The following is a 21,946-nucleotide window of genomic DNA, read 5'->3' as shown; positions in this document are numbered from 1 at the left end:
TGGGGTTACTTGTTCTCCTCCTTCAGGAACCTCCTCAGGAGCTTTCCTGTGGCGGTTCTCGGCAGAGGCTCATCCCTGAACTCGATGATCCTCGGAAGCTTGTACTTGGCGATGTGCTGCTCCAGGAACTTCAGCATGTCCTTCTTGAGCTCCTCACTCGGCTCATAACCTTCTTTGAGCACAACGACCGCCTTGACGATCTGTCCCCTGATTCCCTCTGGATCGGGCACTCCGATGACCGCGCACTCCTTAACAGCCGGGTGCTGGCTGAGCGGCTGCTCGATCTCATCAGGACCGATTCTGTAGCCGGAGGACTTGATCAGGTCGTCGTCTCTCGAGACGAAGTAGATGTAGCCCTCCTCGTCCTTTCTGACGAAGTCGCCGAGCACGTTCCAGCCGTTCTTCACGCTCTCCTTCTGCTTCTCGGCCAGCGGTCTGGTGGGGTGGTTCCAGTACCTTATGCCGGTCGGCCCCTTTATGTAGAGGTTTCCGACCTCTCCCGGCTTGCACTCCTCTCCGGTCTCGGGGTCGATTATTCTCGCCACGTAGCCCGGCACAGGCCAGCCGATGCTTCCCGCCCTCGGCTCTGGTGCTACGGTGTTGCTTATGCAGATGTGAACCATCTCCGTAGCCCCAAGAGACTCGTAGATCGGCATGCCGAACTTCTCGAGCCACCTCTTCGCGGTCTCAGCACCGAGTGCCTCACCACCGCCTGTGCAGAGCCTGAGGCTCGAGAGGTCGTAGTTCTTCATGTACTCGTCAAGCTGCGGGTTGGCGAGGATCATTCTGTACGCCGTTGGCAGGGAGCTGAACACGGTTATGCCGTGCTCCTCGACATACTTGAAGAAGTTCTCCACGCTGAAGCCGGGCCAGATGCTCGTCGCGGCTCCGTGGAAGTACGGGATGAGACAGCCGTTTCCGTAACCCATGGCGAAGCTTACCGGCGCCGGGCCGCCGACAACATCATCCTCGGTGAGCTTCCACACATACTTCCCTACAAGGTAGACGGCAGAGAGGATGTTCTCGACGAAGTGCACACAGCCCTTGGGCAGGCCGGTCGTTCCGGAGGTGAAGAGTATGGCTGCCGGGGTTCCGATCTCGAGAGGCACGGGGTCGAACTTGGCGCTCTCCTTGTATACCTCGTTGAAGGACACGAACGGATCCTCAAGGCCTTCCCTCTCAGTCACAATCACTTTCTGCACGGTGTTGAACTCCGGAACGGACTCCTCAACCGCCTTGAAAGTCTTGTCATCTCCTGTTACGAAGATGGCCTTTATCTCGGCGTTGTTGGCCACGTGCACGATCTCCTTCTTGGCCCACATTGGGTTAAGGGGCACGGGAATGGCTCCGGCCTTCATTATACCGAAGTTCACCGCAACAGCTTCAGGCATGTTCCTCATCCTGAAGCCAACCCTGTCGTACTTCTCTATGCCGATGCTCTTCAGGAAGTTGGCGATCTTGTTGCTCAGTCTGTACAGGTCTCTGTACGTCACCCTCCTGTCTTCAAAGTAGATTGCGACCTTCCTTCCCCTTCCCTCCTTTATGTTCCTGTCCAGAATCTCCTCGGCAAGGTTTATCTCCTTCCTGTCTCCGATGTAGGCCTTCACCTCATCGGGGATAACTATGTCAGGCCAGCTCTCCTTCGGTACAACATAGTCCAGAATTCCCATTTCACATCTACCTCCGTAACGCTTTTTAACCTCAATTTGCAACTTCCTAATTTATCGTTATAAATAGATTACGAAATGATTCGAAGGGAAATGCCAAAGCATCAGGAACTGTAGAACCTGAGCCTGTAGACGTTCCCACCGGGCTGATAAACCGCGACGTTGCCCGGCATCGGGTTCAGGTTCACCTTCTTCTGGAACTCTGTCTGGCTCTGCCACGTGGAGGAGTTCACCACGAAAACCCCTCTGTAAAAGGCCGTGCCGTAGGTGTGAACGTGGCCCGAGTGGATTATGTCGGGTATGTCGTCTATGACGAGGTAGTCCTCCTTCTCCGGCGCAATCGGGCTTCTCTCACCGTAAAGGGGGGCGAGGTGCCTTCGCTTGAGCAGCTCGAGCATCGCATTCTGCGGAGCTTCGTAGCTCAGCCTCGGAATTCTCGAGATTATGTCGTCTAGGCTCCTGCCGTGGTACATTAGAACCTTCACACCCTCAACGTCCACCCACACCGGGTTGCCAACGTGGATGACGTTGCTGGAGAACAGGCTCGAGAACTCCTTTGGAAGTGCTGGCTGCGGCTCGGCCTGCCTGACAGCGTCGTGGTTTCCGGGGGATAGTATGATCTTCACGTCCTTCCTTATCTTGTCGAACTGCTCCGCAGCGAACTCATACTGCCCGTATATGTCCAGAATCTCCAGCTCTTTGTCCTGATCTGGGTAAATTCCGACCCCGTCCACAACATCTCCTGCGACGAAGATGTACTTGACGGTCTCCGCAAGGGAATCCATCCTCTCGTTCCCGCTCTCGCAGTTTATCCACCTCACAAACCGCTCCCACTCCTCCTTGAGGAAGGTGTCGCTCCCGAAGTGGATGTCGGAGATGAAGACCATGCTGAAGTCCCTCTTCGCCTTCGACTTCCCGTTCATGGGAACCTCGGGGAAGACTATCCTGTCGGCGATTATGCTCCTCCCCCTCAGCCTGCCCACAACTCCAACAACCTCATCGCCGAAGAGCTCCATTGCCTGCTCCTTCACCTTCCCCTCGGCATACACCCTGACCCTGCCTGTCTTGTCCTCAACCTCAAAAACGGCCTTCTCCTCGCTGAGCTCCCTCACGTTGTCGGCAAAGCCAATAACCTCGACGGTCTCAGCCCTTATTTTCGTAAGAGAGGAGATGGGTATGGCCTTGACCCTGTTCCTCAGTATGCCGGCGATCTTCTCAAAGCGGGAGTTGAAGTACGCGACGAAGTCCTCGACCGTCCCCCTGCATGTTGACTTCCCCGTAACATCCTTCAGAACCCTTATCTCCGCTCTCCCACCAGTTTCCACCCTTGGCTCAACCTTCGACGGCTTTTCAGCCTCTTCGCTTCTTATCCTCCTCTCGAGCTCCTTCAGGACCTGAGAGACCTCGTCGGGAGTTATTATGAACGAGCCGTTGCACCGCCTGCACACCTCCTCAACGACCCTGTCCACGTTCAGGTTGCTTGAGAGGATGAGCCTGACGGCATCGGGATGAACGTTGTACCCGTTCAGGGCGAACTTGGCCACAACAGTCTTCTGGTCGATATTTTTAATAACCATGAAATTCCCCCCGTGTCATGCAATCTAAGCTGATGGGATTAATTAAGGATGTGGTCACCACTCTTATAATTGTCGGGATTATTGCTGGTGGGGGTTATGCGCTAACTGGAACATGGCCGTTTATGGTCGCGGTGCAGAGCGGGAGCATGGAGCCAAATCTCCACGTTGGAGACGTGGTTTTCCTCGTGAGCCCTGAAAAGAAGGAGATCATAACGTACGTGGAGGGAAAGCTGAAGGACTACAAGATGTTCGGCGACTACGGGGACGTGATAGTCTACAGGCCAAACGGAGACAGCTCAAAAACGCCGATAATACACCGGGCGATTATGTATGTCAAAAAAGGGGATAAGATAGGCAACTACGTCGCGGAGAACGACGGCTACATAACCAAGGGCGACCACAACCTGATGATAGACCAGCCGTTCCTGTCTAAGCCTGTCAAGAAGGATTGGATAATAGGGGTGGCGGTCTTCAGGATACCCTACATAGGATACTTCAGGCTGTTATTTGGATAGCCTCTTAATCCTCGCATCCACAACCACGTGCAGGACGTTGGGTGCGTAGTTCTTGACCTTCCTCATTCCAATCTCGATAACTCTCGCACCCATCCTTTCCGCCGCTCTTCTCACCCTCTCCACAGGCCTCTCCAGCACCCTAACCGGAACCGCCTCGTGGTAGTGCACCCATCCCTCATCCCTTAATGCGGAGATCGCGTTCTGCAGGAACTGCTCAGCATAAATGTGGCCCATGATGACCCTGTCGGCAAAGCTCTCCGGGATCACGTGCATAGAGTCTCCAAGAATCGGAACAACATTCCTCACCCCATTCAGCCTCACGTTCTCGAGCAGGAAAAAGTAGGAGTCAGGGTTTATTTCAACCGCATACACCCTCCTCGCTCGCGAATGCTTGGCCACCGGGATCGTGAAGTATCCGATTCCCGCGAACATGTCGAGCACGACCTCTCCGTCCCCGACGAGCCTCGCAACCCTCATCTTCTCGTACTGGTTCCCCTGGCTGTACATCACCTTCGTCAGGTCGAACCTGAAAACGCAGCCGTTCTCCCTGTGCTCAACCATGCTCTCGTCCCCAAAAAGCGGTTCCATTTCGGGCTTCCTGAGCATCCCGTGCCTCCCGCGGTCGAGCCACAGGGCTTTCAGCCCGTAATGCCTGACGACCTCCTCGGCAATCCTGTCTCTGTACCCCATGAGCTCCCCGGGCAGCTTCATCACTCCAACCCTTCCAAAGAGCTTCAGGTCGGCGTACCTCGGATAATGGCCGGCAATGCTCTCCACAATCTCCCTAAAGTTCCTCCTCTCCCTGAAAACCGGGTTTGCGTCTTCAACAACCTCTGCACCCTCAATCTCGAGGTCGAAGCCGTCAACAACAGGGATTATCACGTAGCCGTCCTCGAACCTTATCCTCCTCGACCTGTCCTTCAGCCCGAGCCTCTCCACCTTCCTACGCACTTCCTCGGCGATCTCCTTCCTGACCCTGAGGGCCTTCATCTCCTCACCAGACTCTCGTGGACGACTATGTACCTCTCTCCAGCCTTAGCAACAAACACCCTGTCCCCTGCCCTGAACCTGAAGTCTGGCTTAGCAACAGTCACAGGCTCGTAGCTGTACGGGTCGAGAATCTCCACCGTGCTCTCGTCCATGCTCAGCACGTAGCTCTCAAGGAGGTCGCTGCCCCTCGCAACAACCCGCGGGTTCCTGAGGTTCACGGGCTTTCCGGTCATGACGTCGTAACCCTTCCTCTTCTCAACGCTTGTCACTATTACGTCCGCACCCCCATCCTCGACTATGTCCCCCACAAAGTACTCGGGCAGCCTGACGAGGTACGTGAACCTGTAAAAGTCCCTCCCGTCCTCCCTTCCGGCTATCTTGCTGCTCTCCTTCATCTCGGCCCCAAACGCTCTCGCGATGTTTCTCGCTATCTTCTGTGCGAGCCTCTTGTCGCCTATGTAAACGTCCACTCCCTCTCTCCTCTCCTCGATCTTGGAGATGAACGCTCTTGGATTAGAATGCTCCCTCTCAACACTGCCGGCAATCATCTCCGAGATTGTCTCGAGCTCCTCGTCCTTAAGGCTGCGGTTGCTGGCCCTTATCTGAATTATCGCCTCGTAGTACCCACCAGCCTGCCTGCTGCACCTCTCACACGCTATCTTCCTCACCCTCACCTCGAAGAACGTCTCGTAGCTGTACGGATGGTCCCTCAGCATCCCGCTGAGCCTGAAAACGTACCTGCCAATCTCCTCACCAACAGGCTCGAAATCGATCTCGTCAACATGCAGCTCCTCATGAACCCTCACGCCTTTGGAGAGGTGGTACTCCACAGCCTCCTCCAAGCTTGTGGCCCTCCACCTGTCGAGCCTGTACTCCCCGCACCTCGAGCACCTCGTAACCTCGACAACCGGAGGGACGTCTACCGGAATTATGCGTGCAGACAGACACCTTCCGCACACCGGGTACTCGCTTTCCCTGCCGCACGAGGCACACTTCATTGCAACCCAGAAGATTCACGGGCGGATATTTATCTCTTTTCTCCCCCGGTTGAAATGACTAAAGTTTTAATTACTCCCTCAAAGACTTCCGGATATGAAGATCATCGCTTTCGTTGGGCTCCCGCTCAGCGGCAAGACCACCGCCTCTAAGATAGCGGAGGAGATGGGGATCCCTGTTGTAGTGATGGGAGATGTCGTCAGGGAGGAGGTCAGGAGGAGAGGGCTCGAGCTCACAGACGAAAATGCTGGCAGAGTTGCGAGTGAGCTGAGAGAAAAGGAGGGAATGGACGCGATTGCGAAGAGATGCGTTCCACTGATAAGGGAGAAGCTCGGGGAGAAAGGGATAGTGGTCGTTGACGGTATCAGGGGGATAGCAGAGGTTGAGAGGTTCAGGGAGGAGTTCGGCGACGACTTCGTGCTCATAAACGTTGAGGCGCCAATTGAGGTGAGGTTCGAGAGGGCGCTCAGGAGAAAGAGGGATGATGACGTCAAAACACTCGAGGACCTCAGGAGAAGGGATGAGAGGGAGCTGTCGTGGAACATGGGGGAGGCGATACGGCTGGCCGACATCACCATAGAGAACGTGGGCGACATCGAGGAGTTCAGGGAGAAGGTGAGGGAGATAATAAGGCACTTCGTGCCGAGGGTCGAGGTTGAAGTCGAGACGGATGTGCATCCAACCGAAGACGTCGAGAAGGTAAAAAAAACGGTTCTGAACCTCTTTCCTGATGCATCAATAGAGGTCGAGGAGAGCAAGCTGTTAGCGAGAACCACGAACCTCTCAAGGTTCAGGGAGCTTCTGAGGATGCAGAGGATACTCGACACGGCGAGGAGCGAGATGATCTCCGGGAGAAGGGGAAAGTCGGTGGTTGTGTACCTGAACAAGCAGACCGCTTACGTCTCAAGGATAAACTTCGCCGATGAGGATGCGATCCTCTCCCCGCTCAAGGTCACGTTCAGGCTGTACGACGTTGACTTCGAGAGGTTTCTCGACTACCTCACACCGGAGACGAGGGACGGCAGGCCCGTGAAAGAGGTAGATAGGCTTTGAACCCGATACTCAGGATACTCGAAAAGACGGACGGGAGTGTGACCACGATAATAGAGGCGCTCACGGGTGAGAGGGCCGAGATCAGAACCATAGAGCAGAGGGTGATTGAGGCAGATAGGCATCAAGCGAGCGTCCTCGGGATTTCCGAGGGTGAGGAGGTCAACTACCGGGTTGTGGAGATCGTGTCCGGCGGAAAGCTTTTCGCGATCGCCACGTCGGTGACGCCGCTCAAAAGGCTTGACGAGAGGTTCAGAGAGGATCTTATGAGAGCGGACATGCCCATAGGCAAGATAATCAGAAAGCACAGGCTCGAGGTGAGGAGGGAGATACTCTGGAGCAGGATCGAGAATCGCGAAAGGCTCGGAAAATGTCTGGTGAGGAACTACAACATAATTCACAGGGGGGAGGTTTTAATAAACATAACCGAGGTCTTCCCGGTTGAGGTTTACGAGCAGTTCAGGTGGTGATGTCCGTGAATTTTAAAGAAATGGTCAGGAACTGGCTGATGGATGAGGGGTTCTTCAAGAAGGAGGTGGAGGACGAGAACGCTGACTTCCACTTCATAATAGAGGTTTCTCCCGGGTCAGGTCAGGTTATAGACGTCATAGCTCCGAAGGGGAGGGATCTGCTTCTTGTTGCGAGCGGGATAAAGCTGAGTGATGAACACTACGCCAAGGTCATGGGGCTCTCGGAGAAGGAGAGGGAGAAGCTGATGTGGGAGATCCGCTTCGACCTCCTCTTTCTGGCAACAGAGTTCCAGATCGTGCCGGATGCCATGAACCCGCAGCTGTTCCAGTTCACGAGGAAGCTGTACCCGGAGGATCTGACCAGACAGGTGCTCATGGACGCGATTTCTGAAGTTCACAAGTGCAAGCTCTACGTGGTCTGGAAGATGAGGCAGAAATTCGACAGGATGAGTGGCGGAGAGGAGGTAATGTACAGGTAGGCCGGAAAACTTTTTATTGACGCTCTCCAAGCTTTTCTCCGATGAAGGTTCTCATGCTGATAGTGGATGGGATGGCAGACAGGAGTGTGGGCGGAAGAACGCCCCTCGATTCTGCCAGAACCCCAAACCTCGATTTTCTGGCGAGGAAGGGCATAAACGGAATAATGGACACAATTGCTCCCGGAATCAGACCGGGAAGCGACACAGCCCACCTCTCGATCCTCGGTTACGATCCGTTCAGGTACTACACAGGCAGAGGGCCGATAGAGGCGTGCGGGGCTGGAATAGAGGTCAGGCCGGGAGACATAGCGTTCAGGGTCAACTTCGGAACGGTTGAGGGGACGGGAAGTGTGTTCGACAAGGTCGTGGTCGACAGGAGGGCAGGGAGGATTCAGGACAAGCAGGTTCTGGTGGATGCGGTGAACAGGGAGGTCAAGATAGAGGGGGTGGAGTTCGTTCTCGGAAACGCAAGCGGTCACAGGGCTGCGCTCGTGTTCAGGGGAGAGAACCTCTCGGACAGGATAACCGACAGCGATCCGAAGAAGATTGGGGAGAAGGTGAAAAGAGTCAAGGCGCTGGACAGCGAGGCAGAGTTCACTGCGAGGGTGGTGAACGAGTTCATAGAGAAGAGTCACGAGGTTCTCGATTCACATCCCTTCAACGAGGAGAGGGCCAAGAAAGGTCTCCTGAAGGCCAACGTCCTCCTGCTCAGGGGTGTCGGGAAAGCCGTGCACGTTCCGAGCTTCGAGGAGAGGTACGGCATGAGAATGGCTGTCATCGCTGGCACAACGCTGATAAAGGGAATCGGGAGGCTTCTGAAGGCAGACGTAATAGAGAACGAGAGGTTCACGGGCAGTAAGGACACCGATCTGGAGCTGAAGGTCAAGACGGCCATCAGCAGCCTCGAAACCCACGACTTCGTGCTGCTCCACATAAAGGCCCCGGACGAGTTCGGGCACGACGGAGATTTTGAGAGAAAGAGGGAGTTCATCGAGAAGATAGACTCGGCCATAAAGCCCTTGACCGAGCTTGACTTTTCAGAGGTGTGCCTCGCACTTCTTGCGGACCACACCACCCCCGTCACGGTGAAGGATCACACCGCAGACCCTGTTCCGGTGACGATCGTGTGCGAGGGCGTGAGGAGCGATGATGTGGAGCGTTACAGCGAGTTTCAGGCGTACAAGGGCGGCCTGTGCAGGATAAGGGGGCAGGATCTGATGAACATAATCCTCGACCTGATAGGTAAATCTAAAAAGTATGGGGCGTAGCATAAGATGATGCTCGAGAGCCTCGTAATACCAGAGGGCACGAAGTTCGACGAGACGATGATCGTCCACGAAGGGGACGTGATCGTGGGAAACAACTCCACCGTCGGATTCGGAATCAGGGCGAGGAAGGTCATCATCGGCGACAGGGCAACGGTTGAGGGAGACGTTATAGGCCAGGAGGTGAGGATAGACTCCTGGGCCAAGATAAAGGGGAACGTCACCTGCTTCGGAGACACATACATAGGCGAGTTCGCGTCCATAAGCGGGAAGCTTACAGTCCATGGAGACCTCGAGATTGGGAGAAATGTCAGGATAGATAAGGGGTTTGAGGCCACGGGCCTGATAACAATCCAGAACCCCCTGCCCGTGATAATGTTCCTGTTCATCTACATCATGGAGCTCCTCAGGCTTGGCAGGCTCGACGAGCTTGAGGAGTTGTTCAGTGAGGAGTTCGAGAACCCTCTCGTGATTCCGGACGACTCCAAGGTGTCCATAGAGAGAATTCAGACGTCCAAGAACGCGGTGATAAAGAACAGCAGAGTGCTGGGCAACCTGAGGGCGAGGGACGTGCTTGTTGAGGGCACCGAGCTCTACGGGAGCGTGAGGGGAAGGGATGTGGTCATAAACTCCAGCAAGATTCACGGTGCAGTTGAGGGCAGGAGGGTGTACATCGTCAGCGGTAGCAGCGTTTTCGGGAGCATAAACGCTGAAGAGGTGCACATGGAGAACGGGTGCGTGGTGGAGGGCAGCATAGTCGGAAGGAAGGGTGTTTGGATAAGGGACAGGGTCGAGTTCGAGCTCGAGGGTGAGCAGGAAGATGATGGAGTGGGAGAAGAAGAGATTCAGAAAGATGTTCCCGAACATATACCGGGAGATTGAGGGAGACATACTCCCCTCAGTCCTCGACCACCTTGAGAGGTGCAGGAGCGTAGAGGAAGCTCACGAGATCATAGACTACTTCCTCAAGAAGGGTGAGATCACTGAGGAGCATGCCGAGTTTCTCAAGAGCAGCAAAATCGTGCTCGAGAGCGTTATCGGCTCGAGGGGGCATGGGGAGTACACCAAGAGGGGGTTGAGATGATAGAGATAGGTCTGGCCGGGAAGCCCAACGCCGGAAAGTCGACGTTTTTCAAGGCCGCCACAATGGCTGATGCGGAGATTGCCAATTACCCCTTCACGACCATCGAGCCAAACGTCGGAGTGGCGCACGTGAGGGTTGACTGCGTCTGCAAGGAGCTGAACGTCTATCCATGCGGCAACTGCGTTGACGGTGTGAGGTTCATTCCCGTCAAGCTGATAGACATAGCTGGGCTCGTTCCGGATGCTCATAAAGGCAGAGGCCTCGGAAACGAGTTCCTCGATGATTTGAGGCAGGCAGATGCGATAATCCACGTTGTTGATGCCTCGGGCTCCACAGACGAGGAGGGGAACGAGATCGGAGTGGGACAGCGTGATCCACTCGATGACGTCAGGTTCCTCGAGAACGAGCTTGTGATGTGGCTGTTCGGCATCCTGAAGAAGAACTGGGACAAGATTGTCAGAAGGATACAGATGGAGAAGAGGGATCCGGCCAGATACATAGCCGAGCAGCTCGCGGGCCTCGGGTTTGACGAAGTGATGGTGAGGGAGTCTCTGAGAGACGCTGGAAAGCAGTACAGCGAGTTTGATGATGATGCGCTGAAGGAGTTCGCTGAAAGGCTCATGGAGAGGAGGTTCAGGATCCTGATAGCCGGAAACAAGGCGGACAAGGCGCCTGAAGAGAACCTGAAGAAGCTCAAGGAGATCGGAGCGATTACATGCTCGGCAATCTTCGAGCTAACGCTCAGAACCGCGAGCAAGAACGGGTTCATAAAATATTTGCCAGGAGACGAGGACTTCGAGATAGTGAAGGAGCTGAACGAGAAGCAGAGAAAGGCGCTGGAGATGATCAAGGAGTTCATGAAGAAGAACGGCGGAACGGGGATTCAGGAGGCCATAAACAGGATAGTGTTCGAGAAGCTCGGGTACATCGTCGTCTATCCTGTCGAGGACGAGAACAAGTTCACCGACAGCAAAGGGAACGTCCTGCCTGACGCGATGCTCGTAAAGAAGGGAACGACGGCGAGGGAGCTCGCATACAAAATACACACGGAGATCGGTGAGAAGTACATCTACGCGATTGACGCGAGGAAGAAGATAAGGATCTCTGAAGATTACGAGCTGAAAAACAACGACGTGATAAAGATAGTTTCGAGCGCTTAGCACACGACATTTTTATTCCGCGCTCGACCACATCCATCCATGTGGAGCCTCAGATTCGACTACCTGAACAGGGTCTACGATGTCGCCATATTCCTGATGAGCATCGTCGTCATCGTGCTCATTGGGATAAAGATGTTCACAATCGTTATCCAGCTGCCGGAGGCGATATTCAACTACACGGCCTACAGCTTTGACACCCTCATCACCGAGATCCTGACGTTTTTCGTGCTGATAGAGCTTGCCAAGGCGTTTACAGAGTACCTCGAGTTCAAGAGGGTCAGGCTACACATAATGGCGGAGCTCGCGTCAATATTCGTTCTAAGAGAGCTGCTAATAACGCTCTACAAGCAGAACTTCACGTGGGAAACCCTGTTCGGCTTCGCGGCCCTCATACTGGCCCTCGGAATCGTCAGAACAGTGGCGGTGAGGTACAACCCGAGGAGAGAGCACAGATAGAAAAGCTTTTAAAGGATTGCCCAATCCAGCAAAAAAATCATGATATTTTTATAGATTAATCATGGAAAAATTTTTAACCGTCATGCTAAAGTATGGATATGCTTGGAGTTGAGGGTAAGCTTATCACGGAAATAAAGCCAGAGGAGATCAACAGGTTCTGGACGAAGCACTACGACGACGGCGTACCAGAGAACGTGGAGATCCCAGAGATCCCGCTCTACGAGCTTCTCGACAGGACTGCAAAAAGGCTGCCGGACAAGATAGCCATAGACTTTCTCGGCAAGAGGTTGAAGTATGGGAAGCTGAAGGAGCTCTCTGACAGGGTGGCGGGATTCCTGAAGAGCCTCGGAGTCGGAAAGGGGTCGAGGGTAGTCATAGACATGCCAAACACGCCCCACTACGTCATAGCCTACTACGGAATACTCAAGACTGGCGCAACAGTGGTTCAGGCCAACCCGCTCTACACTGAAAGAGAATTGAGGCACATAGCGGAGAACAGCGAGGCGAGGATATTCTTTGCAGTAGAGAACGCGTTTCCGAAGGTGTACCAGCTCAAGAAGGAGGGGCTTGTAGACAGGATCATCGTATGCAGGATTGAGGACTACCTCCCGTTCCCCCTGAACTTCCTGTACAAGTTCAAGAAGGAGAAGGTCGAGATTCCCGAGGAGGACGGGATACTGTTCTGGAACGACTTTTTGAAGGCCGAGCCGATATCAAGCCCCGAGAAGGTCAACCCGAAGGAGGATGTGGCGGTGTTCCAGTACACCGGCGGAACCACAGGACTGCCAAAGGCCGCGATGCTCACCCACTACAACCTCGTTGCCAACACCTACCAGATAATCCCGTGGCTTCCCGGATTCAGCGAGAAGGACGTTGTGAGCGGAATTCTGCCATACTTCCACGTTTACGGCATGACGACGAGCATGAACATGCCAATCGCTGTGGGAGCAAAGATGGTCATGCTTCCAGACCCGAGAGACATCAAGAGGATCCTGAACGCTATCGAGAAGCACCGCATAACCCTATTCTTCGGCGTCCCAACACTCTTTAATGCAATAAACACGCACCCCGACACGCCTAAGAAGGATCTGACGAGCATAAGGGCATGCATCTCAGGCTCAGCCCCTCTCCCGCTCGAGGTGAAGAGGGAGTTCGAGAGGATAACGGGCGGAAAGCTCGTCGAGGGCTACGGTTTGAGCGAGTCCTCTCCCGTCACCCACGTCAATCCGATATACGGGGAGAACAGGGAGGGAAGCATCGGACTGCCGATACCGAACACGTATGCTGTGGTCATAGACGAGGAGGGCAAGATCCTCCCGGTTGGAGAAGTGGGAGAGCTTGCAATTTACGGCCCGCAGGTGATGAAGGGGTACTACAAGATGGAGGAGGAGACGAAGAAGACACTCGTGAACGGGTGGCTTCTCACAGGAGACATGGCGAAGATGGATGAGGATGGGTACTTCTACATAGTGGACAGGAAGAAGGATGTGATAATTGCGGGTGGGTACAACATCTATCCGAGGGAGGTTGAGGAGGTTCTGTATGAGCATCCTGCTGTGCTGGAGTGCGCGGTGATTGGTGTCCCTGACAAGTACAGAGGGGAGACGGTCAAGGCGTTCATCGTGCTGAAGGAGGAGTATAAAGGCAAGGTGGACGAGAAGGAGATCGAGAAGTTCTGCAGGGAGAGGCTTGCTGCCTACAAGGTGCCGAGGCTGATAGAGTTTGTGGATGAGCTGCCCAAATCTGCTGTGGGGAAGATACTGAGGAGGGTGCTGAGGGAGAAGGAGGTCGGGAAGTAACCCTTCAAAACTTTTTCACCATCTTTTTTCTGTTTTTCAGAGATTAGGGATAACTGATATAGCCACCCAATTTTGAAGAATAAAGTCATGAACGAATATGATGCGATAGTCATAGGCACAGGCTCGGCGATGATCATCGCGGGCAGGATTCTGTCAGAGAACCCCGAGGCGAGGGTTGCGGTTGTTGACAAGGACGATGCCGGCGGCATATGCCTCACGAGAGGCTGTATCCCGTCCAAGCTCGTTATATCTCCAGCAGAGATTCTCTACGATCTGGAGAAGATGAGGGACTTCATAGACGCTAAAGTAAGGGGAGTGAACTTCGGGAGGGTCATGAGGAGGATGCGGGAGAAAGTGGACAGGGAGTCGAGGATGATAGAGGAGTCTCTCAGGAGGAGCGAGAACATCAACTACTTCAAGGATGTTGCAGAATTCGTGGACAGGTACACCCTGAAGGTTAGAGGCAAAGAAATTAAGTCGGACAGGATATTCATCGGCTCCGGTTCGAGGCCGCTGGTTCCGGGCATAAAGGGGCTCAGAGAGGCAGGCTACCTGACGAGCGACACGATCCTCAGGCTCGAGGAGATGCCGGAGAGCATGGTGATAATTGGCGGAGGATACATAGCCGTCGAGTACGGAAACTTCTTCGCAAGGGCAGGGTGTGACGTCAGGATAGTCGAGATGATGCCCAGAATCCTCAGCAACGAGGAGCCAGAGGTGTCGGAAGTCGTGCAGAGAGAGCTTGAAAGGCACGCGGAGATCTACACCTCCCACAGAGTCGTGGAGGTTCGGAGAGATGGGGAGGTCAGGAGGGTCGTGGCTCAGGGAGAGAGCGGAAAGGTCGAGGTGGAGGGAGAGGTCGTTCTCGTTGCTGTCGGAAGGGAGCCGAACTCGGACGTCCTGAGGCCGGAGAGAGGAGGGGTGGAGACGGACGAGAGAGGGTGGATCAAGGTCAACAGCCACCTCGAGACCAGCGTGAAGGGGGTTTACGCAATAGGTGATGCCAACGGAAAGCACATGTTCAGACACGTGGCCAACAGAGAAGCGGTTATAGCCTACGAGAACGCCTTCAGGAACGCGGGAATAGAGATGGACTACTCAGCTATGCCCCATGCTATTTTCACCCAGCCGGAGGTTGGCAGCGTCGGGCTGAGAGAAGATGAAGCGGTTGAGAGGTTCGGGAAGGGCAACGTGCTGATTGGATACGAGGAGCTCAGGTCAACGGGCAAGGGGCTGGCGATGAATGCCGACGGGTTTGCGAAGGTGATCGTGCACAGGGACGGAAGGATTCTCGGAGCACACATAGTCGGAAAGTCGGCATCCATTCTCGTTCAGGAGGTTGCGACGCTCATGGCAATTGGAGCGAGCTATCACGCGGCACTCCACGCACTCCACATCCACCCCGCGCTGAGCGAGGTTGTGAGCTGGGCGTTCGGGAACCTGATGAGCGTCGAGGAGTACCGCAAATTCATTTCCCGTAACACCTGACGCCATAGGCAAAGCACATGACCGGGTCGCAGGCGAAGAGGTGGCCCGAGTAAACGAGAGCCCTGTACCTGCACCCTCCCTTGCACTCCTCCAGAAACTCGCAGTCGCATGCAAGCTCCTCGAGCCTCCAGATGAACCTCCTTTTCATCTCCTCCCAGCATCGCCCCAGACCATCAGAGACCACATTCCCCACAGACTCCTCGAAGAACCCGCACTTAACAACACTCCCATCCGGATTTACCTCGCAGTAGTGGGCTCCGCAGGCAAATTTGCCATCGCTCACGTGCCCGAGATCTCCAAAGCCGTACCTGCCGAGGACCTCCGCAACCTCATCCATTGATGGAATGATGTCCTTTTCCGCTGTCGGAACGTCCACAGTCCACCTCCTCACCCCAATGTCCTCAAGTATCTTTTCAAGCCTGTCAAACTCCTGCAGGTTGTACCTCGTGACCATCGTCGAGACCGAGACGTCCAGATTCTCAGCGAGCATCTCTATGCTCTTCACCACCCTTTCCCATCCAGCCCCCCTCAGCTTTCTGTGCCCCTCCAGACCGTCAAGGCTCACCTGAACCTCATCTACGAGCTCCGAAAGCCTGCTGGCCTTCTCCCTGTCAACAAGATAGCCGTTTGTCAGGAGGACTACCCTGAAGGGCCTTTTTCTCGCGTGCTCGAGAAACTCCCAGATGTGCGGGTGAAGGAGCGGCTCTCCTCCCGAGACAATCAGCTTCAGTCCTCCAATCCCGTGGAACTGATCCACGGCAGAAGAGAACGTGTGAAAGTCCATGAAAGCGTCCCTCTGCCTCACGTAGCAGTGCCGGCACCTGAGGTTGCACCTTAGGGTTACGCTCAGAAGCATGTACCTCAGCGACGGCTCCTCCTGCTCCACAAAAGAGTTCTCCTTCCTGTCATTTTTCAGCTCAACAAGTCCCTCAGAAAGAAGAAGATCGAGAAGATCGTTATCAACCTCAATCCCGCTGCCGTCACAGCTCAATAAAAAATTGAAGGCCTCATCGTCGAACTCGTAGAGCTCGTCTGTAGATGCGTTGTAGGCGTAGAGCCCCTCTCCAAACTTCCTAAGCAGAACTCTTTCTGCAAGCCTGAGATACCGCAAGATCTACCTCCTCGAGGGTCAGCTTTCCGGTCTCAACGAGGTACTTCAGCACCTTGAACGCCGCACACTCAAGGGTATCTCCGGGCTTGTAGAAGTCGCACGCGGAGCAGATGACCTTCTTGTACTCGCTCTCAGCATGAGACGCTGCACTTGCAGATGCCATTCTTCCTCCTCTCCACCTTCCTGATTCTCATGTGCATCACCCTGTCACAGTTGGATTTTATCATATAAAAACCTTTTTTATGAATTTCACCGCGAGTATTGACACGCATTAACATTTGGGAGAAAAAAGATAACACGACGTGCTCAGATCACGAGGCCGGTGTCGAAGAGCTCGGAGAGGTCGAGCTCGAATCCCACCACGGGCATGGTGATCTCAAACCTCTCCAGCACCTCCGGGTGGAGCTCCCCGAAGACCCCAACCCTCTTCCCGTTCACCACTATGTCAGCTCTCCTGCCCTTCACGAAGGCTCCGTCATCGCTCTCCTTCACTTCCCACTTCAGGTCGAGCTCGCGCATAACCGCCTGAACCACGCTCCTTATCTCCGCAAAGTTCGCCCTTGAGTGCGTGATGCATGCCGCGAGCTTGAGCCTGTTCTTCATGCCCACAACAACGTCGCCAACCTCGAAGATCCTCTGGGGCATCGCCTCGTGCCTGTTGTACTTGAGTAGCTCAACGAGCTTGGGCATTATGTGGGTTCTCAGGATCGTGTGCTCCTCGGTTAGGGGGTGCATCACAGGCACGTAGTCCTTCCACTCCTCAGCTTTCCTGTTCATGTACTCGTACATCACCCTCTCGTTCGTCAGGGTGAAGGTTATGACCTCCGTGAATCCCAGACCGATCATTATCTCCTTTACCACATCCCTCAGGTAGTTCCACTCATGCTCCCTGCCAATCCCCGGCGTTGACGGGTAGTTCACCGGAATCCTCTCGTAGCCGTAGCCTATCGCTATGTCCTCAATCACATCCCATGGATGCATGATGTCGGCCCTGTAGGGCGGAACGAGAACCTCCACCTCATCCTGACCGATCTCGAAGCCGTACCTCATCCTGCCGAGGGCGAGCTTGATCTCCTCGTCGCTCAGCCTGAAGCCGAGGAGCGAGAAGATCTCCTTCTTCTTCACCACCATCCTCTCGGGAGACATGTCGGGGGTGATCTCGGTCCTGTCAGGGTAGATCACCTCGACGCCCTCCACAACACCCCCTCTGTCGGCAAACATGGCGGCGAGTATCTTCAACGCCTTGTCCACGTTCTCATCAAACCCGGTTACGTCTATGAAGAGAGAGGATGTGCCTTCCTTGACCCTCGTCTTCTCGGCGTTGATTATCGGCGGGAATGAGATCACCTCATCCCTCGCGTCAATTATCATCGGATAGCTGTCCTTACCCTCGAGGATGTGGGCGTACTCCACACCCTTTGGGTGCTTCTCGAGTATTTCGGCAACGCTCATCTCCTCTTTGAAATCCAGAGGCACAAAGGAGAATGAGGAGTCAACGGCCGTGTATCTAAGCGGGAAATTGACCTTCTCAAGGTCGTGAATTCCTATGGCCATTTTTCTTCTATTCCTTCCGATCGTCCAGTGAAGATCCTCCTGAATCTGGATGATTGACCTGAGGAGCTCCTCATCAACGTTTATGTTTCTCACAACGCAGCCAACAATTCTCGGCCTGACGTCCAAAACGGCTTTTTCAACGTAGATCTTCCAGTTGCCCTCCTTAACCTTATAGTCGATGTAGCCAAACTCGATGTCCATGAACCCCTTCAGAGCCCTCGCGACACCCTCCACGCTGTAGAGGTCGGGGCGGTTCGGGAAGAACTCAACATCAACGTGATCGTCCTCAACCCTCTCAATGTCGCACCCGAGCATGGGGAGTTTCTCAAGGATTCTCTCCCTGCTCTCGCCGACCATCCTCTCGAGCTCGTCCCAGTAGAGCGTGACAACTGGCATCACTCGGACTTAAATCTTCAGAATATAAAGTTTAACAAAAGTCCGGTTTGATTTCCGGCTCAAGAATTGACAACATTTAAAAATTTGCGGGAGAAAGGGCATGCGATGGACGACGTCAGAGAGGTCGTGAGGCTCGTATCGGAGAGGCTCGCGGGCAAGGAGGTTACAACTGAAGAGGAGATCAGGAGGACCGCTCTGAGGGCAATGCTCCAGCACTTTGGGGCCAAACATGTCGGCAACGTTGATGAGGTCGTTTCGGCGGTTGTGGAGAGTTTGTGTGACGAGCCAGTCTCACTCCACAGCCTTCACTACTCTGAAGAGCTGAAGATAGAAGACCTCACGTTCAGGCACATTCACACCTGCAAGCCCACCAAGGAGCAGGTGGAGGACGCATACGACGAGCTCGTAACCTCAAGAAGGCTTCTGAGCTCGATCCCCATCATGAAGGAGGTCACCGACAGGTTCTTCTCAGGGTATGACGTGGAGGAGGGGCTCATAAGGGTGTACAGCAAGGGCAGGAACAGGTACGGCGTTTACTATTCAACCATAGACGACGTTGGAGAGGATATAGACGTGCACGTCAGGGTGGCTGGGGAGTTTGACGGAGAGTACGTGGTTGTCGTGCCGACCGAGGAGGAGATAACCCACTTCCTGAGGTTCTTCGCCAGGCATTCAGAGAAGGTCAAGAACGCCGGGTTCAAGATCTGGGTTGTCAACACTGAAGAGAAAACGATAGACCCGTTCATAGGGTACCCCAAGGACTTCCTGCTGCTCAAGGGGTTCAAGAACCCGAAAATAGCAACGCAGATCAACTCGCTCTGGAGGGTGCACGTGGAGAATCTGGACTGAAAGCCGACAAAAATCGAAAAGATTATACCACTTTATTAATAGTGGACGATTATGAAGTTCGGAATCGAGTTTGTTCCAAACATGAAGTACTACGAGCTCGAATACTACGTGAAGCTCGCGGAAGACAGCGGTTTTGAGTACACGTGGATAACAGACCACTACAACAACAGAAACGTTTACTCGATGCTGACCATCCTTGCCCTGAAGACCAGCAAAATAAAGCTCGGCCCCGGTGTCACGAACCCGTACCACATCTCCCCAGCCCTGACCGCGTCTGCAATAGCCACGATAAACGAGCTGAGCAACGGAAGGGCTGTCCTCGGAATCGGAGCAGGTGACAAGGTCACGTTCGACAGGATCGGCATAAGCTGGACCAAGCCCCTCAGGAGGATGAGGGAGGCTGTAGAGATCATAAGGGCTCTCCACAGAGGGAAGTCCGTAAGCTACGACGGAGAGATCTTCAAGTTCAACGGAGCGAGGCTGGACTTCAAGGCCGGCAACATCCCGATCTACATAGGCGCTCAGGGTCCGAAGATGCTCCAGCTCGCTGCTGAGCTCGGAGACGGAGTGCTGATAAACGCCTCCCACCCGAGAGACTTTGAGGCCGCTAAGGAGAACATTGACGCTGGACTGAACAAGGCAGGAAAGAGCAGGGACGAGTTCGACGTTGTCGCCTACGCATCGATGAGCGTTGACAAGGACGCGACCAAGGCGAGGAACGCCTCGAAGATAGTCGTCGCATTCATCGTCGCCGGCTCTCCAGATGTGATCTTCGAGAGGCACGGAATAAGCATGGACGACGTCAACAAGGTCAGAGAGGCTCTGAACAACGCGTTCACCAAGGGAGACTGGCCAGGCGTGAGCAAGGCTGTTACGGACGAGATGATCGACTGCTTCTCAATCAGCGGCTCACCGGACGAGGTCATCGAGAGGATCAAGGAGCTCTCCAAGTCGGGAGTCACGCAGGTCGTCGCCGGGTCGCCAATAGGTCCGGACAAGAAGAAGTCAATCCAGCTCATCGGAAAGGAGATTATCCCGGCTTTCAAGGAGTAAACCCGGCAATTTTTTTAACACTTTTTTGAGACCTCAATCCAATGTTCGAAATGCTCAGAGTGGAGGCAAAGAGAGCAGTCAGGATTCTCGAGAAGCACGAGTTTGCCCGGGTTTACACGCACTACGACGTTGACGGAATCTCATCCGGAGCGATAATCGCCACCGCTCTCCTCAGAAGGGGAATTCAGTTTCACCTGTCATTTCTCAGCGGTTTGAATGACGGTGTTGAGGTTGAGGACGAGCTTGTCATATTCGCCGACATGGGCAGCGGGTACCCGGACGTGATCTCGAGCATTGATGCCAACGTTATTGTTGTGGACCACCACTTCCCGGTTGGCAGGATAGAGGCGAGAAGGGAGTTCGCGCACATAAACCCCCATCTGGCCGGAATAGACGGCTCGTACGAGCTCTCGGCAAGCGGCACAGCATTTATATTCGCCAACGAGGTTGGAGACAACTCAGACCTCTCGTCCCTCGCGCTTCTCGGGATGATTGGCGATAAGCAGAAGATATCCGGGGGGAATGCGGAGATCGTAAAGAAAGGGGTCGAGAGCGGGCACATTGACGAGAAAGAGGGGCTCCGGATGATATCGGGCAGTGTGAGAGACGTGCTCAGGCTGAGCCTCGAGCCCTACCTCGACTTCTACTCAAAGGAAGAGGAGCTCGAGGAGTTTCTGGAGAGGGTCAGAATTAACGGAGACAGGGAGTTTGACGAGCTCTCAAGGGAGGAGGAGAGGAGGCTCGCGAACGCCATAGTTCTGAGGGTTCTGAACATGAACTCCTACCCCGGAGTCGTCGAGGACTTCACCGGAAAGAAGTTCTTCCTGAAGAGCGAGCTTGTCAGAAATGCGGTGATGATGAGCGAGATCGTGAATGCGACCGGCAGGAAAGCCTCCCAGTCAATCGGCTTCGGGATATGCATGAGAGATGAAAGCTATTTAGAGAAGGGACATGAGCTCTGGAGGAAGTTCACCGTGGAGATACACGAGGAGATCGAAAGGAGGAGGCATGAGGTCAAGGAAGGGGAATGCATAAGGTACCTGATCATGGAGGAGGGCTCATCAACCGGCCCCATCGCCTCGGTGTTTTCCCGCTACCTCTTCGCCGACAGGCCCTTTGTGGCGATAAACATAAAGAAGGACGGGAGGGTGAAGGTCTCCGCCCGCTCCAACCAGAAGCTTGCAGAGAGGGTCGATCTGGCGGAGGTTATGAGGATAGCCGCGGAGAAGGTCGGTGGAAGGGGTGGAGGGCACGTTGTGGCAGCTGGAGCGAACATAAGCGCGGACGTGGTCGATGAATTCGTGAAGGAGGTGGACAGACTTTGCTGTACACAGTTAGGCTGGAGATAGACGGAAAGGACTCGGAGATCATAGCAAGAGCCCTGAAGCCGGACGACCTCGACTGGGCGAGATCGAGAATCGAAAACGGAAAGCTGGTAGTTGAGGTGAGGACTCACAAAATAGGGGCGCTGATGAACGCAGTCGAGGACTTCTTCATGAACATCAAGTCCGCCTCATCTGCTTTAGACGCTCTGGAGCGAGGGTGAGTATCCTCTCAACTATCCTTGCTGAGCTGCAGAGCTCGCACTCCTCCTTGGTCTCAATTCTCACGACCTCCGCTTCAATTCCGCGCCTCCTAAGCTCACCCCTCAGCCACTCCTCGTCAAAGTGCTGGTCGTGGCCGAGAGCGATGACATCAGGCCTTATCCTCTCGATCGGTCTGAACATGTCCTCGTCATCGCCGAGAATCGCCTCGTCCACAGGCTTCAGCGCCCTCACAACCCTGAGCCTCTGCTCCTCCGGGATAACGGGTTTGGGCTTGTGCCTGACGTTTCTCTCCCTCGCCACTATCACGATCAGGTAGTCACCAAGCTTCTTCGCCTCCTCGAGATACCTGATGTGTCCCGGGTGGATTATGTCGAACGTGCCGGTGGCCACCACTTTTTTCATCACGGCTGGTGGAATGGGATGGATTATAACTGTTGTGG

At 54.5% G+C, this 21,946-nt stretch carries 23 protein-coding genes; 15 read left to right on the top strand and 8 right to left on the bottom strand.

Annotation, left to right across the window (positions count from 1 at the left end; translation table 11 throughout):
* Positions 1-5: 5 nt before the first annotated feature.
* Positions 6-1,670, bottom strand: coding sequence for an acyl-CoA synthetase (locus GAH_RS05560; RefSeq protein ID WP_048095213.1), 1,665 nt, complete (start codon positions 1,668-1,670; stop codon positions 6-8).
* Between the two features lie 101 nt (positions 1,671-1,771).
* A complete protein-coding gene (locus GAH_RS05555; protein WP_048095212.1) occupies positions 1,772-3,244 on the bottom strand; it encodes a DNA-directed DNA polymerase II small subunit in 1,473 nt (490 codons plus the stop codon).
* Between the two features lie 17 nt (positions 3,245-3,261).
* On the opposite strand from GAH_RS05555, the gene GAH_RS05550 reads away from it, so the two are divergent.
* Positions 3,262-3,759, top strand: a complete 498-nt coding sequence (locus GAH_RS05550; RefSeq protein WP_048095211.1) for a signal peptidase I — start codon at positions 3,262-3,264, stop codon at positions 3,757-3,759.
* Here the strand turns inward: GAH_RS05550 and GAH_RS05545 are convergent.
* Together GAH_RS05545 and GAH_RS05540 are read right to left on the bottom strand one after the other, a co-directional pair.
* On the bottom strand, positions 3,748-4,749 hold the full coding sequence (locus GAH_RS05545; RefSeq protein ID WP_048095210.1) for a class I SAM-dependent methyltransferase: 1,002 nt from the start codon (positions 4,747-4,749) through the stop codon (positions 3,748-3,750). The two genes, GAH_RS05550 and GAH_RS05545, sit on opposite strands and share 12 nt — an antisense overlap.
* A complete protein-coding gene (locus GAH_RS05540; protein WP_048095209.1) occupies positions 4,746-5,747 on the bottom strand; it encodes a 60S ribosomal export protein NMD3 in 1,002 nt (333 codons plus the stop codon). Before GAH_RS05540 ends, GAH_RS05545 begins: the two co-directional genes overlap by 4 nt.
* 94 nt (positions 5,748-5,841) lie before the next feature.
* Here GAH_RS05540 and GAH_RS05535 point away from each other — a divergent pair, with 94 nt between their 5' ends.
* The 10 genes from GAH_RS05535 to GAH_RS05490 all read left to right on the top strand — a co-directional run bounded on the left by GAH_RS05535 (position 5,842) and on the right by GAH_RS05490 (position 14,996).
* The gene (locus GAH_RS05535; protein WP_048095208.1) at positions 5,842-6,798 is read left to right on the top strand and encodes an AAA family ATPase; all 957 of its coding nucleotides are present in this window, start codon (positions 5,842-5,844) and stop codon (positions 6,796-6,798) included.
* Positions 6,795-7,265 (top strand): chorismate pyruvate-lyase family protein, encoded by a 471-nt coding sequence (locus GAH_RS05530; RefSeq protein WP_048095207.1) that lies wholly within the window; start codon positions 6,795-6,797, stop codon positions 7,263-7,265. Before GAH_RS05535 ends, GAH_RS05530 begins: the two co-directional genes overlap by 4 nt.
* 5 nt (positions 7,266-7,270) lie before the next feature.
* Positions 7,271-7,744, top strand: a complete 474-nt coding sequence (locus GAH_RS05525) for a DUF2299 domain-containing protein (RefSeq protein ID WP_169745342.1) — start codon at positions 7,271-7,273, stop codon at positions 7,742-7,744.
* Positions 7,745-7,785: 41 nt separating this feature from the next.
* On the top strand, positions 7,786-9,012 hold the full coding sequence (locus GAH_RS05520; RefSeq protein WP_048095203.1) for a 2,3-bisphosphoglycerate-independent phosphoglycerate mutase: 1,227 nt from the start codon (positions 7,786-7,788) through the stop codon (positions 9,010-9,012).
* 6 nt (positions 9,013-9,018) lie between these two features.
* Positions 9,019-9,891 carry a polymer-forming cytoskeletal protein gene (locus GAH_RS05515; RefSeq protein ID WP_245603979.1) on the top strand — a complete coding sequence of 291 codons (873 nt, stop codon included), beginning with the start codon at positions 9,019-9,021 and terminating at the stop codon, positions 9,889-9,891.
* Entirely contained in the window at positions 9,863-10,093 is a 231-nt protein-coding gene (locus tag GAH_RS05510; protein WP_245603978.1) for a DUF2095 family protein, read from the top strand. Before GAH_RS05515 ends, GAH_RS05510 begins: the two co-directional genes overlap by 29 nt.
* Entirely contained in the window at positions 10,090-11,253 is a 1,164-nt protein-coding gene (locus GAH_RS05505; RefSeq protein WP_048095201.1) for a redox-regulated ATPase YchF, read from the top strand. Before GAH_RS05510 ends, GAH_RS05505 begins: the two co-directional genes overlap by 4 nt.
* A gap of 39 nt (positions 11,254-11,292) precedes the next feature.
* Positions 11,293-11,709 (top strand): phosphate-starvation-inducible PsiE family protein, encoded by a 417-nt coding sequence (locus tag GAH_RS05500; RefSeq protein WP_048095200.1) that lies wholly within the window; start codon positions 11,293-11,295, stop codon positions 11,707-11,709.
* A 98-nt stretch (positions 11,710-11,807) separates the two neighbouring features.
* Positions 11,808-13,508 (top strand): AMP-binding protein, encoded by a 1,701-nt coding sequence (locus tag GAH_RS05495; RefSeq protein WP_048095199.1) that lies wholly within the window; start codon positions 11,808-11,810, stop codon positions 13,506-13,508.
* Between the two features lie 87 nt (positions 13,509-13,595).
* Positions 13,596-14,996: a dihydrolipoyl dehydrogenase gene (locus GAH_RS05490; protein WP_048095197.1), complete on the top strand. Its 1,401-nt coding sequence runs from the start codon at positions 13,596-13,598 to the stop codon at positions 14,994-14,996.
* On the opposite strand, the gene GAH_RS05485 is transcribed toward GAH_RS05490, so the two are convergent.
* The 3 genes from GAH_RS05485 to pheT form a co-directional block, all read right to left on the bottom strand.
* The gene (locus GAH_RS05485) at positions 14,977-16,107 is read right to left on the bottom strand and encodes a radical SAM/SPASM domain-containing protein (RefSeq protein ID WP_048095195.1); all 1,131 of its coding nucleotides are present in this window, start codon (positions 16,105-16,107) and stop codon (positions 14,977-14,979) included. The genes GAH_RS05490 and GAH_RS05485 overlap by 20 nt on opposite strands.
* The gene (locus GAH_RS10700; protein ID WP_156967402.1) at positions 16,070-16,270 is read right to left on the bottom strand and encodes a hypothetical protein; all 201 of its coding nucleotides are present in this window, start codon (positions 16,268-16,270) and stop codon (positions 16,070-16,072) included. Before GAH_RS10700 ends, GAH_RS05485 begins: the two co-directional genes overlap by 38 nt.
* A 143-nt stretch (positions 16,271-16,413) precedes the next feature.
* Positions 16,414-18,057 (bottom strand): phenylalanine--tRNA ligase subunit beta, encoded by a 1,644-nt coding sequence (pheT, locus tag GAH_RS05480; RefSeq protein WP_048095194.1) that lies wholly within the window; start codon positions 18,055-18,057, stop codon positions 16,414-16,416.
* 105 nt (positions 18,058-18,162) lie between these two features.
* Here pheT and GAH_RS05475 point away from each other — a divergent pair, with 105 nt between their 5' ends.
* The 4 genes from GAH_RS05475 to GAH_RS05460 are packed head-to-tail and all read left to right on the top strand — an operon-like array spanning position 18,163 to position 21,505.
* On the top strand, positions 18,163-18,906 hold the full coding sequence (locus GAH_RS05475) for a DUF6834 family protein (protein ID WP_048095192.1): 744 nt from the start codon (positions 18,163-18,165) through the stop codon (positions 18,904-18,906).
* Between the two features lie 51 nt (positions 18,907-18,957).
* Complete coding sequence (mer, locus tag GAH_RS05470) at positions 18,958-19,959, top strand: 5,10-methylenetetrahydromethanopterin reductase (RefSeq protein WP_048095190.1); 1,002 nt, start codon at positions 18,958-18,960, stop codon at positions 19,957-19,959.
* A gap of 41 nt (positions 19,960-20,000) precedes the next feature.
* On the top strand, positions 20,001-21,308 hold the full coding sequence (locus GAH_RS05465) for a single-stranded-DNA-specific exonuclease RecJ (protein WP_048095189.1): 1,308 nt from the start codon (positions 20,001-20,003) through the stop codon (positions 21,306-21,308).
* Entirely contained in the window at positions 21,281-21,505 is a 225-nt protein-coding gene (locus GAH_RS05460; RefSeq protein WP_048095187.1) for a KEOPS complex subunit Pcc1, read from the top strand. The genes GAH_RS05465 and GAH_RS05460 overlap by 28 nt, the downstream gene beginning before the upstream one ends.
* Here GAH_RS05460 and GAH_RS05455 read toward each other — a convergent pair.
* Entirely contained in the window at positions 21,462-21,908 is a 447-nt protein-coding gene (locus GAH_RS05455) for an adenylyltransferase/cytidyltransferase family protein (RefSeq protein ID WP_048095184.1), read from the bottom strand. The genes GAH_RS05460 and GAH_RS05455 overlap by 44 nt on opposite strands.
* Between the last annotated feature and the right edge of the window lie 38 nt (positions 21,909-21,946).

The sequence above is a fragment of the Geoglobus ahangari genome (assembly GCF_001006045.1).
Taxonomy (GTDB): Archaea; Halobacteriota; Archaeoglobi; order Archaeoglobales; family Archaeoglobaceae; genus Geoglobus; species Geoglobus ahangari.
The sequence above is the reverse complement of the archived record's forward strand: the minus strand, read 5'-3'. Positions and strand labels throughout refer to the sequence as shown.